This is a genomic window from Segatella copri (genome assembly GCF_009495355.1).
Taxonomy (GTDB): Bacteria; Bacteroidota; Bacteroidia; order Bacteroidales; family Bacteroidaceae; genus Prevotella.
The window spans coordinates 1-11,855 of sequence record NZ_VZAD01000047.1; the positions used below are offsets into that span (position 1 = coordinate 1).

The 11,855-nt window shown below is 44.2% G+C and carries 11 protein-coding genes and 1 pseudogene; 10 read left to right on the forward strand and 2 right to left on the reverse strand.

Annotated elements, in window-relative coordinates; genetic code table 11:
* The first annotated feature begins 608 nt into the window (after nucleotides 1-608).
* Nucleotides 609-1,358 carry a Bax inhibitor-1/YccA family protein gene (locus F7D20_RS05555; RefSeq protein WP_158463194.1) on the forward strand — a complete coding sequence of 250 codons (750 nt, stop codon included), beginning with the start codon at nucleotides 609-611 and terminating at the stop codon, nucleotides 1,356-1,358.
* 347 nt (nucleotides 1,359-1,705) lie between these two features.
* Nucleotides 1,706-2,305 (forward strand): hypothetical protein, encoded by a 600-nt coding sequence (locus tag F7D20_RS05560; RefSeq protein WP_158463195.1) that lies wholly within the window; start codon nucleotides 1,706-1,708, stop codon nucleotides 2,303-2,305.
* Between the two features lie 37 nt (nucleotides 2,306-2,342).
* Here the strand turns inward: F7D20_RS05560 and F7D20_RS05565 are convergent, their stop codons facing one another.
* Together F7D20_RS05565 and F7D20_RS05570 are read right to left on the reverse strand one after the other, a co-directional pair.
* Nucleotides 2,343-3,380, reverse strand: a complete 1,038-nt coding sequence (locus F7D20_RS05565) for a helix-turn-helix domain-containing protein (RefSeq protein WP_158463196.1) — start codon at nucleotides 3,378-3,380, stop codon at nucleotides 2,343-2,345.
* 20 nt (nucleotides 3,381-3,400) lie between these two features.
* Entirely contained in the window at nucleotides 3,401-4,729 is a 1,329-nt protein-coding gene (locus F7D20_RS05570; RefSeq protein ID WP_158463197.1) for an inositol-3-phosphate synthase, read from the reverse strand.
* 274 nt (nucleotides 4,730-5,003) lie between these two features.
* On the opposite strand from F7D20_RS05570, the gene argR reads away from it, so the two are divergent.
* The 8 genes and pseudogenes from argR to F7D20_RS05610 all read left to right on the forward strand — a co-directional run.
* Nucleotides 5,004-5,483 carry an arginine repressor gene (argR, locus tag F7D20_RS05575; protein ID WP_022252918.1) on the forward strand — a complete coding sequence of 160 codons (480 nt, stop codon included), beginning with the start codon at nucleotides 5,004-5,006 and terminating at the stop codon, nucleotides 5,481-5,483.
* 64 nt (nucleotides 5,484-5,547) lie between these two features.
* The gene (locus F7D20_RS05580) at nucleotides 5,548-6,153 is read left to right on the forward strand and encodes a GNAT family N-acetyltransferase (RefSeq protein ID WP_022252917.1); all 606 of its coding nucleotides are present in this window, start codon (nucleotides 5,548-5,550) and stop codon (nucleotides 6,151-6,153) included.
* A gap of 73 nt (nucleotides 6,154-6,226) precedes the next feature.
* On the forward strand, nucleotides 6,227-7,429 hold the full coding sequence (locus F7D20_RS05585) for an argininosuccinate synthase (protein WP_158463198.1): 1,203 nt from the start codon (nucleotides 6,227-6,229) through the stop codon (nucleotides 7,427-7,429).
* An 18-nt stretch (nucleotides 7,430-7,447) separates the two neighbouring features.
* A complete protein-coding gene (locus F7D20_RS05590; protein WP_022252915.1) occupies nucleotides 7,448-7,642 on the forward strand; it encodes a PspC domain-containing protein in 195 nt (64 codons plus the stop codon).
* A gap of 86 nt (nucleotides 7,643-7,728) precedes the next feature.
* Complete coding sequence (gene argC, locus F7D20_RS05595; RefSeq protein WP_022252914.1) at nucleotides 7,729-8,730, forward strand: N-acetyl-gamma-glutamyl-phosphate reductase; 1,002 nt, start codon at nucleotides 7,729-7,731, stop codon at nucleotides 8,728-8,730.
* A 109-nt stretch (nucleotides 8,731-8,839) separates the two neighbouring features.
* Entirely contained in the window at nucleotides 8,840-9,982 is a 1,143-nt protein-coding gene (locus tag F7D20_RS05600; RefSeq protein ID WP_158463199.1) for an aspartate aminotransferase family protein, read from the forward strand.
* 331 nt (nucleotides 9,983-10,313) lie between these two features.
* On the forward strand, nucleotides 10,314-11,396 hold the full coding sequence (locus F7D20_RS05605; protein WP_158463200.1) for a helix-turn-helix domain-containing protein: 1,083 nt from the start codon (nucleotides 10,314-10,316) through the stop codon (nucleotides 11,394-11,396).
* A gap of 226 nt (nucleotides 11,397-11,622) precedes the next feature.
* A pseudogene (locus F7D20_RS05610) lies at nucleotides 11,623-11,855 on the forward strand (DUF3575 domain-containing protein); the annotation flags it as partial.

Here is an 11,855-nt window from a genome sequence, read left to right on the forward strand (position 1 = left end):
TCATGCAGTAATTGCCGAAAAACGAGATCCCAACTGGAAAACCATATCGCCCCAATTGGAAAAATATTTTTTCCCAACTGGGAAATTATTTTCTCACAGTTAAGCACAGCTTGCTGGCGAATAAATATACAGAAGCTTTCCTGCCACTGTTTTCTGGATATTATTGCTGCCTTTTTCTGATTGTATTGCGAGATAATGAGACTTCCTGTCAAACAAAATCCACAAGGCAAAAACTTGCCTCGCCTATTATGACCTAACCCTGTCGTCTATTATGACCAACGCCAGCCATCTATTAAGACCAAGCCCGGTCGTCTATTATGACCGATACAAGCCGGTCGTCTATTATGACCGATACAAGCCGCCAACGAAGTCCGCCTCAATCTTCAATAGCTCCCAAAATTGACAGGTGCTAAGATAACAGGTCAGCACTACAAAAAAGGCCAAAATGACAGATAAAAGAAAAATGACGTAACAAATGTTAATAATGCAGTCAAAGAGAAGTAATTACAAAAAATGGCATTATCTTTGTATTTACATTATCAAGATGACAAAGACTATTCGCAAAAGGCGATTAGCAAAACAAGAATATAAACAAAAAAAGAATAACTATGACAGAAAAAGAAATGTACGACCGTATTAACGGCGCAAGCCAAGACACAGGCTTCAGTATTAACGAGAAAGCCCGCGGACTCGACGGCACCTTTGCTGCTCTCATGCGAAAGGTTTACGTTTGGATGACACTGGCTTTGGTCATCACGGGCTTTACCGCTTACAGTGTAGCCAACAGTCCAGCCCTGCTGAACACCATTTACACAAATTCCGCATTGATGTGGGGACTTATCATTGGCGAACTCGCACTCGTGTTCATCATCAGTGGCGCCATCAATCGCCTATCGTTGACCACAGCAACACTGCTGTTCATTATCTATTCTGTACTTAATGGCGCTATGCTCTCTTCGATTTTTATCATTTACGAGCCAATGGTAATAGCAAAAGTATTCTTCATAACAGCAGGCACCTTCGGAGCCATGGCATTCTATGGCTATTCCACCAAGCGCGACCTCAGCTCTATCGGAAAGATTCTGTTCATGGCTTTGATCGGCCTCATCATCGCTACCGTCGTGAATATGTTCTTGAAGAGCCCTGGCTTCGACTACATTCTTAGCTACATCGGTGTTGCCATCTTCATTGGCCTCACAGCCTGGGATTCACAGAAAATCAAGCAGATGCTCTTGATGCAGCCCGACATGAGCGAAGGTGCACAAAAACTGGCCCTTCTTGGTTCGCTCACTCTGTATCTCGACTTTATCAACCTCTTCCTCTATCTGCTCCGCATCTTCGGCAGCAACAGAGACTAAAATTTACAGAAGACTTCTTACAACAAAATTACAATTATCATAAAAAAGCTGGTTTCGGATTTGAAGCCAGCTTTTTGTGTTTTTACAAATTCCCTCCGACATCCTCCAGCCTATCATCAACAAGCAATCTGCAGCACGCCAAACCCTGCCATTTCGTAAATACGGGAGCATACGGTAAAATAAAAGGAGCAAAACATCAATAATCACCACTCCGACTTTTTGCCAAAGAAAACTTTTTATATCTTTGCAAAAGGAAAGCCCTATCTATCGGCAACAAAAAACACTCACACAATCTATCGACAAATAAACGATTATACAATCTATCAACAAATAAAAAAGAAATTATTATGAGAACAAAGAAAACATTTTGGATCATTATCGCAGCATTTGCATTGTGCGCCACCCCTATTCAAGCCCAAGGCTTTGGAGGCATTCTTAAAAAAGCCAAGAAAGTTCTGACTCCTTCCAGTGAGCCTGCTAAAACCGAGACTCCCCAAGCGAAGCCAGCAGCCAGCAATGCCACAGAAGAGCCTATCGCAACTGGAGGAACCCTCATCAATCCTTTAAAAGACAAAGTAGACGTACAGTTAGTAGGAGCATACGGCAAAAGCACATCCGAAAACTACGGCGAGGTAAGCCTGGTGTTGAAGGTAAAGATGATTGCCAACAAGAACGAAATCAGCATTGGCGGCAACAGCAATTGGCCAGTCATGCTCATCGACGAAGAAGGCAACGTGAGCGAGCCACGTTATTTAGGATGGACTCCCTACTCCGTCTCGGAAGGCATCTATATGAAAATCGCCCTTAAAGACAGCAGCACCTTCACAAACGTGAAGAAGTCAGCCAAAATAATACAGAAAGCCCAGATTGCCCTCTCGCTCAGTTATGACGAGAAAGGTCTGCTGATTATGAAGAACGTGCCTATCCAGTGGGATGTACAGCCCTAAGGCAGCACGAGTTTACATATAACAGGACTTTGCATCTTTATCTGGAGATGCGTTTACGATATTCAGAAGGGGTACATTGTTGCTTAGCGGCAAAAACCCTTCTGAAGGTTGATATTGAATTAAATCCCGACTGTTCGGCAATGACGTTCAGTCGGAGGTTTGACTTTTGGAGCAAGCCCACAGCATGTTCCACACGTAGATTATTGACATAATCAAAGAACGTCATCTGCTTCTCCTGATTAAAAAATCGGCTCAGATAAGTGCGATTCGTACCCACTTGTCTTGCCACATCAGAAAGTTTGAGTTGCGGATTAAGATAAAGTTTTTCTTCTACAAACAATTTGTTTATCTCTTTTTCCAGTCCACTGAGACTTATTTCCTCAGAACCAACCGCCACTTCGTCTTCATCCATATCTCCCAATTCCTCGATAACCGATTCGTGCTTATAAAGGAAATAACAGACGAACATCCATGCGCCCAAAGAAAACAGCATATAGATGTTGTCGAATTGAGCATCCACCATATAACAACTGAATACCCAAACCAACAATATCACGAAGAAGCACGACAAAATACCCCTCAACCAGTTGAGATTAATATTATCCTGATAGGAGAACCGCTCCTTCAGTTGCCGATGGTAACGGCTAATAAGATAGAACATCAGGAAATAGGTCACTGTGCCATACACAAAGCACCATGCAGTCAGCACATCAAACCAAAGCAATTTGTCAGTAATCCCATATAAGACCAGAGGCATAAGAAAAGAAGCCTCATGAAGCGCTGCCTTTCTCCAGGAAAGCCAACCGGGCTTCACCAGTTCCATAAGCACAAAAGTATAGACAGGCACAACGACCATATCGGTAGCATTCACCCAATGCCACATCGACTTATGGAGTTCAAAGTCAGAAAGATAGAGTGCCAAATCCTTCAGGCACTCCAGATCAAGCACTACCATCAAGAGCATTATCAGCCTCGACAGTTTGTCATTACCCTTGCGCCAGAACATCCACACCATCATGGAGTAGAACATGACACACATACCATATATAAAAAAGGTAAGGCACTCTATCTTCATGTACTTATCTTATATTTCGATTAGTCAATTTCCTCATCAGCCTCATAACCACCCATCTCACGAACAGCATTCTTCAGCATGGTATACTGCTGGTAGAGATGATTGACTGCCTCCTCGCCCTTGGTATAATCATGCATAGGCGCCTTGAGGAAGAAACTCAGGAAACGCTGGATACCATAACGGCCAGCACGGGCAGCCAAATCGCTCAGCAAGGTGAGGTCGAGCAACAGTGGAGCTGCCAGGATAGAGTCACGACAGAGGAAATTAATCTTGATCTGCATAGGATAACCCATCCAGCCAAAGATATCGATATTATCCCAGCCCTCCTTGTTGTCATTGCGAGGAGGATAATAGTTGATGCGAACCTTGTGATAGTACTGCGTATCCTCATCATTGCCGTGACCATAGAGGTCGGGCTGTACATCTGGCTTCAAAATTGTTTCAAGAGTAGAAAGCTTGCTGACCTCCTTGGTATGGAAGTTTGCAGGCTCATCGAGCACCAGACCGTCACGATTGCCCAAGATATTGGTAGAGAACCATCCATTCAGTCCGAGGCATCGGGTACCGATAATAGGAGCAAAACCGCTCTTTACAAGAGTCTGTCCCGTCTTGAAGTCCTTGCCGGCAATAGGCATCTTGGTCTTCTCTGCGAGTTCCCACATAGCAGGAATATCTACAGTAGTATTAGGAGCACCCATAATAAAAGGAGCACCCTCGGTCAATGCAGCATAAGCGTAGCACATAGAAGGAGCGATGTGCTCACGGTCGTCTGCCTTCATTGCAGCCTCAAGAGCAGCCAACGTGCCATGGATTTCCATATCTACAGGCACATAAATCTCAGTAGAAGCAGCCCAGATAACAACGATACGTGCACATCCGTTCTTTTCCTTGAAGTCACGAATATCCTGACGCAAAGCCTCTACCATTTCCCAACGGGTCTTGCAGTCCTTCACATTGTCACCATCAAGGCGCTTTGCATAATTCTTATCGAAAGCCGCCTTCATAGGAACCACCTTTTCCAGTTCCTCACGAACCGGATTTATATCCTTCTCCTTCAACACTTCTGCATACATAGCAGCCTGATATGCATTCTGAGGATAAACATCCCAGGTTCCAAACATGATATCATCAAGACTTGCCAAAGGAACAATATCCTTATAATGCAGATACTTCTTGTCAGCACCACGGCCCACACGAATCTTATCATATTGGGTCATTGAGCCTACTGGCTTGGCCAAGCCCTTACGAGCCATAAACACACCTGTCATAAAAGTTGTGGCAACTGCGCCACAACCTACGACCATAATACCCAACTTGCCATCTGCAGGCTTCACATTTGTCTGTTTCATCGTTACGGTTTTTATAATGTTTAGTTATTAAAAGTATGATTTAGATTGCAAATATACGTAAAACTTTCAATAAAAAGAAAGTTTTTACAAACTTTATATTTCCCCATGCTCCACAGAAGGCTTTTCAAGCTACCCTAACTCGCATATTTATACCAACTATACACATACAAAACTACAAAATGTTAGCTTATTCATCATTTTTATACGATTTTATTTGGCAGTAACAATAAAAAACTGTAATTTTGCAGTCGAATAATGTATAAAAATTCAAAGCATGAAGATTAAGACGAGCAGAATGGAAGCCCTAAAGATGCTTATCTCAAGCCAGGAGTTAGGCTCTCAGGAAGAAGTTTTACAGGCATTGGCCAAGGAAGGTTATACCGTAACCCAGGCCACACTGAGTCGCGACCTCAAACAGTTGAAGGTTGCAAAAGCTGCATCAATGAACGGAAGATATGTATACGTATTGCCCAACGAGACAATGTACAAACGTGTCCCCAATCCACGTTCAGCCCGCGAGATGCTAATGACTTCAGGATTTACCTCTATCAACTTCTCCGGCAACATGATTGTTATCAAAACACGACCAGGTTATGCAAGCAGTATAGCCTACAATATCGACAACAGCGACATTCCGCAGATCTTAGGAACTATAGCTGGCGACGACACCATTTTTCTTGTTAAGAAAGAAGGTACGCGCGAGAAAGACATCATCGACCTGCTGGCAGAAATCATCCCCGACATTTATGGTTAAGCTATCAGCAGGCAAAAACTATTAGACAATAATAAAAACTTAGATATTAAATAAAAAGAGAAAAATGGAAGAAGTAAAAGTAATGGTGGCAGACGAAAGTCACATCAAGTACATCGACACCATTCTGACAACCATCGCCGAAGCTGCTAAGAAGCGTGGCTCCGGCATCGCCAAGCGCTCTACAGAATACGTAGCGACCAAGATGCGTGAGGCAAAGGCTGTCATCGCTCTCCAGGGAGAGAAATTCGCAGGTTTCAGCTACATCGAGACATGGGGCAACAAGCACTACGTCACCACATCAGGCTTGATTGTTCATCCTGACTTCCGAGGCATCGGACTGGCCAAGCGCATCAAGAACCTGACTTTCACACTTGCCCGACAGCGATGGCCTCATGCCAAGATTTTCTCTTTGACATCCGGGTCTGCCGTGATGAAGATGAATACTCAGTTGGGCTATCTGCCTGTTACCTTTGCCGACTTGACAGACGACGAGTCATTCTGGCGTGGCTGCGAGGGCTGCATCAACGTTGACGTGCTGCATCGTACCAATCGCAAATACTGCATATGCACCGCCATGCTCTTCGACCCAGAGGAACATCTGCCTATCAAACTTCCACAGGATGTGATAGAGAGAATCCGAAAGATAGACGGTCCCAACTCAGAGCTTTAACTCTATAATATAATAAGGTGTTGGCAAGAATGCCAACAAAATATTAAACACAACACATTAAACATCAAACAAAATGGCAAATAAGAAAGTAGTAGTCGCCTTTAGTGGCGGTCTCGACACATCATATACAGTAATGAAGTTGACCCAGGACGGCTGGGATGTTTATGCTGCATGCGCCAACACGGGCGGTTTCTCTGCCGAGCAGTTGAAAACCAACGAGGAGAATGCGTACAAGCTTGGAGCCAAAGCATACGTTACCCTCGACGTTACCCACGAGTATTACGAGAAATCATTGAAATACATGATCTTCGGCAATGTACTCCGCAACAACTGCTACCCTATCTCTGTATCTTCCGAGCGTATCTTCCAGGCTATCGCCATCGCACGCTACGCCAAGGAGATTGGTGCAGATGCTATCGCTCACGGAAGTACTGGTGCCGGCAACGACCAGATTCGTTTCGACATGACCTTCCTGGTGATGGCTCCTGGCATTGAAATCATCACACTGACCCGCGACAAGGCGCTCTCACGCAAGGAAGAAGTTGACTACCTGAACGAGCATGGATTCTATGCCGACTTCACCAAGTTGAAGTATTCTTATAACGTAGGTATCTGGGGAACCAGTATCTGCGGTGGCGAGATTCTCGACCCAACACAGGGTCTTCCTGAAGAGGCTTACCTGAAGCACGTTACTGCCAAGGAAGAAGAGGCTGAACTGAAGATTACCTTCGAGAAGGGTGAGATTGTAGCTGTCAACGACGAGAAATTCGACGACAAAATTGTTGCCATCCAGAAGATAGAAGAAATAGGAGCCTCTTATGCCATCGGCCGCGACTGCAACGTGGGCGACACCATTATCGGCATCAAGGGCCGTGTAGGTTTCGAGGCTGCCGCTCCTAAGCTTATCATCGAGGCACACCGCCTGTTGGAGAAAAGCACATTGAGCAAGTGGCAGCAGTACTGGAAGGACCAGGTAGGCAACTGGTACGGAATGTTCCTCCACGAGAGCCAGTACCTGGAGCCAGTGATGCCGGATATCGAGGCTATGCTGACTTCTTCTCAGCGCAACGTAAACGGAACTGCCATCCTGAAGCTCCGTCCATATAGTTTCCAGACTGTAGGTATCGATTCACCAGACGATTTGACCAAGTCTAAGCTTGGTGAGTATGGCGAGATGCAGCATGGTTGGACAGCCGAGGATGCAAAGGGCTTCATCAAGGTAAGCTCTACCCCACTCCGTGTTTATTATGGTATGCATCCTGACGAGCAGCGTTAATATTAAAAACGAGGAACAATGAAAAAGCTTTATCTTTCCGACCACGACAAAAAGATTGGTGGCGTATGTGGAGGGCTTGCTGACTATTTCGACATCGACCCTATTATCCTGCGCATCATTTGGTTCGTAGCCATCTGCTGCTATGGGACTGGTCTTCTCCTATATTTAGGGTTTTGGATATGCCTTCCTCGTGAGAACAACGTTAGATACTAATTCTAACGGTATTAGAAAGATACAATAAACAAAACAGAAGGACAAGAGAATTCTTCACTCTTCGTTCTTCACTCTTCACTTAGATTATGATTAGAGTAGGAATTTTAGGAGCAGCAGGTTATACAGGAGGTGAGTTGATTCGCCTCCTTATCAACCATCCTGAGGCAGAGATTGTATTCGCCAACAGCGAGAGTAACGCCGGCAACCTGGTGGCTGAGGTTCACGAGGGATTGTATGGCGAGACTGACTTGAAATTTACAGCCGAAATGCCTTTCGACCAGGTGGATGTCATCTTCTTCTGCTTCGGTCACGGCAAGAGCGAGGCGTTCCTTAAGGAGCACAATGTTCCGGAGAACGTGAAGATTATCGACCTGGCACAGGACTTCCGTCTTGCCCCTGAGACTGTGGTTGCTACTCAGCAGCCAACCCCAGCCGCTCACGATTTTGTATATGGTCTTCCAGAAATAAATGAATCAAAAATAGCCGTAGCTCAGCACGTAGCAAACCCAGGTTGTTTTGCAACTTGCATTCAACTTGGTTTGTTGCCTGCTGCTAAGATGGGCCTCATCAACAGCGATGTTTCTGTTAATGCCATTACCGGTAGCACCGGCGCTGGTCAGAAGCCAGGCGCCACTACCCATTTCTCATGGCGCAACAACAACATGAGCATCTACAAGGCATTCAACCATCAGCACGTGCCAGAGATTCGTGAGAGTCTGAAGCAGACACAGGGTTATCTCGATGCTGCCATCGACTTCATCCCTTACCGTGGCGACTTCGCCCGTGGTATCTTTGCAACAGAAGTAGTGAAGACCGATAAGCCTATAGAGGAAATCGTGGCAGGTTACAAGGAGTTCTACAAGGATGCCAAGTTTACTCACTATGTGGATAAAGCTATCGACCTGAAGCAGGTGGTGAACACCAACAAATGCCTGGTTCATGTGGATAAGTATGGTGATAAGCTCCTCATCACTTCCTGCATCGACAATCTTCTGAAGGGTGCCGTAGGTCAGGCTGTTCAGAACATGAACATCATGTTTGGTCTCGACCAGACAGCAGGTTTGAAGCTCAAGCCATCAGCATTTTAGATAAAAGAATTCGGAAGAACGGATGAAATATCATTCGTTCTTCTATCATAAAAAATAGTTTGTAATAAGATAACTCTATGAGTTGTCTTTCTTAAAACATAGATTTAACATGAAACTTTACGACGTATATCCTCTTTTCGATATTAATATTGTAAAAGGACAGGGCTGCAAGGTATGGGACGATAAGGGTCAGGAATACCTCGACCTCTATGGCGGTCATGCCGTTATCAGCATCGGTCATTGCCATCCTCACTATGTGGAGATGCTCACCAACCAGTTGAACAACCTGGGTTTCTATTCCAACTCTGTCATCAACAAGTTGCAGGTGAAACTCGCTGAGCGTCTGGGCAAGATAAGCGGTTATGAAGATTATCAGTTCTTCCTCATCAACTCTGGTGCCGAGGCTAACGAGAATGCCTTGAAGCTGGCTTCTTTCACCAACGGCAGAACTCGCGTGCTTTCTATAGAGAAGGCTTTCCACGGCAGAACATCCCTTGCCGTAGAGGTAACCAATAATCCTAAGATCATCGCACCAATCAATGACAATGGTCACGTAACCTATCTTCCTATCAACGATTTGGAGGCTTGGGAAAAGGAACTTGCCAAGGGCGATGTATGTGCTTGTATCATCGAGGCTATTCAGGGCGTAGGTGGCTGCAACATGGTAACTCCTGAGTTTGCTCAGGGCTTGCAGGCTGCCTGCAAGAAATACGGCACTTTCCTCATCTGCGATGAAATCCAGTGCGGTTATGGTAGAAGCGGTAAGTTCTTTGCCCACCAGTGGTTGGGCATCAAGCCAGATCTCATCACCGTAGCCAAGGGTATCGGCAATGGTTTCCCTATGGGTGGTGTATTGATTTCTCCTGAGTTTACACCTGTATATGGTCAGTTGGGAACTACCTTCGGTGGCAACCACCTGGCATGTACTGCCGCTCTCGCTGTTCTCGATGTTTTCGAGAAGGAGAACCTGGTACAGAATGCGCATGAAGTTGGCGAATATCTCATTGCCCAGCTGAAGGAATTGCAGAAACGCAACAGTCATATCACAGAGGTTCGTGGTCGTGGCTTGATGGTAGGCGCCGTACTCGACATTCCTCACAAGGAAGTGCGCAGCAAGCTCATCCACGAGCAGCACTGCTTCACCGGTTGTGCCGGCACCAACATCCTCCGTATCCTCCCTCCGTTGGTATTGACCAAGAAGAATGTGGATGACTTCATCGGAAGATTGGAAACCGTATTGAAGGAAGTATAAACCCATTGAGATAAGGATATAAAGATATGTACGTGCAAAGTTAAAGGGAAGCCTTAGGGCGGACGCATCAAAATGCGTTCGCCCTGCTAATATTTTACGCCATAAGATACAAGTTATCACATTATTATATATATTTGTAAGATGCAAGATCTTAGGTGAGTCGGTCTTGACATTTTAACTCAAGCAGCGAGCACTCGGAGATATTCATTTCTGTTTTTTATCCCAACTGGCTTATAATTCGGAAATTTATCAAAATTTGTATCAAAACTAAATAAGCATAACAATGGAACAATCTATATACAGTTTTTCACTTTGTACCGCACTGCCGTTGATGTTATTCTTCGGCTTTTATTTTTTGTTTGCAAAGACTCCTGAAAAGAAGATTTTCAAGAACTATCTACGCTCCCGACAGATTATGGGTATAGCTATGTTGCTGCTTTCGGCAAACTATTCGGTACATTTTTTCTTTGGTATCCGATTTAAAAATGCGGATTCAGCCATATTGATGAACATGTCCACATACTTTCTGTGCTATTCTCTGTTCAGTTCGGCATTGATAATGTTGCTTGATCGTTTTTACATTACCAAACGGCGTGTGTGGACACATATCATTTTATGGATTATATTTTCAACTCTTTCCGGAGTTGTGTTGTTCCTGTTGCCAAGCGGAATCATGCAAAAATTCTCTTTATTTGCTTTAGCTGCCTGGTTAGTCGTTTTTGGAGTCGTTTTAGCTCGCAGAGTCATAATTGCATATCGTAGAGCCATTCGGATTTTCAATGAAACTCAGGCGGATGATATAGGCGCATATATCGAATGGCTTTCCATATTCACTTATTGGGCACTTATCTTCGGTGTCGGATGCGGATTGCTGACATTTCTGCCAGACGAATATGTTTTTATCTGGATTTTGTCGTCAATACCGTTCTACAGCTATCTTTTCTACAGCTATCAGAACTACCTGCTGTTCTATGAACAGGTAGAAAATGCGTTTGAGCAGGATATACAATCTGAAGAAGAACTTCTGACAAATTCGGAAACTGAACATGAAATAGTTTCTGAGAAAGAAGTTCCTAAGTCCTATACAGAATTTATAGAGAGGGTTGACAACTGGATAAAGACAGACGGCTATGTCCAGCAGGGACTTACCATAAAAGAACTGTCCGAAATACTTTATACGAACCGTACCTATCTTTCCGCTTATATCAAGACTACATATAAAATGACATTCCGCGAATGGATAACCTGTCTCCGGTTGGAGTATGCGAAAAACATACTGAAGGAGCATCCAGAAATCAATATACAGAAGCTGGCTGAGTCTTCTGGTTTTCTTTCCCAAAGTAACTTTATCAAATTATTTTCCGAGAAAGAAGGATGTACGCCTGCCAAATGGAAAAAATCAAATCGGGAATAATTTGTGTAGTAAAAAAAATCGGAAAAGGTCACAGAAACCCATTTCCAAAAAGTGCTCAAACGACAAAAAAGTGCTAATTCGACAATTCAAAAAGTGCTAATTCGACAAAAAGATGCTCAAACGACATTATTTATAAAATTTTATAGCAAAAGTTTTTCTAATCTTTTGGGCATAGAATGAAATTTATTATCTTTGGAGAGGACAAAGATAATAAATGCAAGTTTATATGAGCAGAAAAATCACTTTTCTTACCTTGTTTCTGTGGCTGATGACGGTAACTTTTCCTGTCATTGCGCAGCAGAAAACAGACACAACCTACACCTTCCGCTTCGTTCCGCAGAAGGACATGTTCTACGTTCCTTGGAATGGCAATGACACTGAACTTGCCCGCCTGTTGGAATGTATTGAAAACAACAAAGCAACAATTCTTGACGGCAAGTTGCCGCTACTGGTTGACGG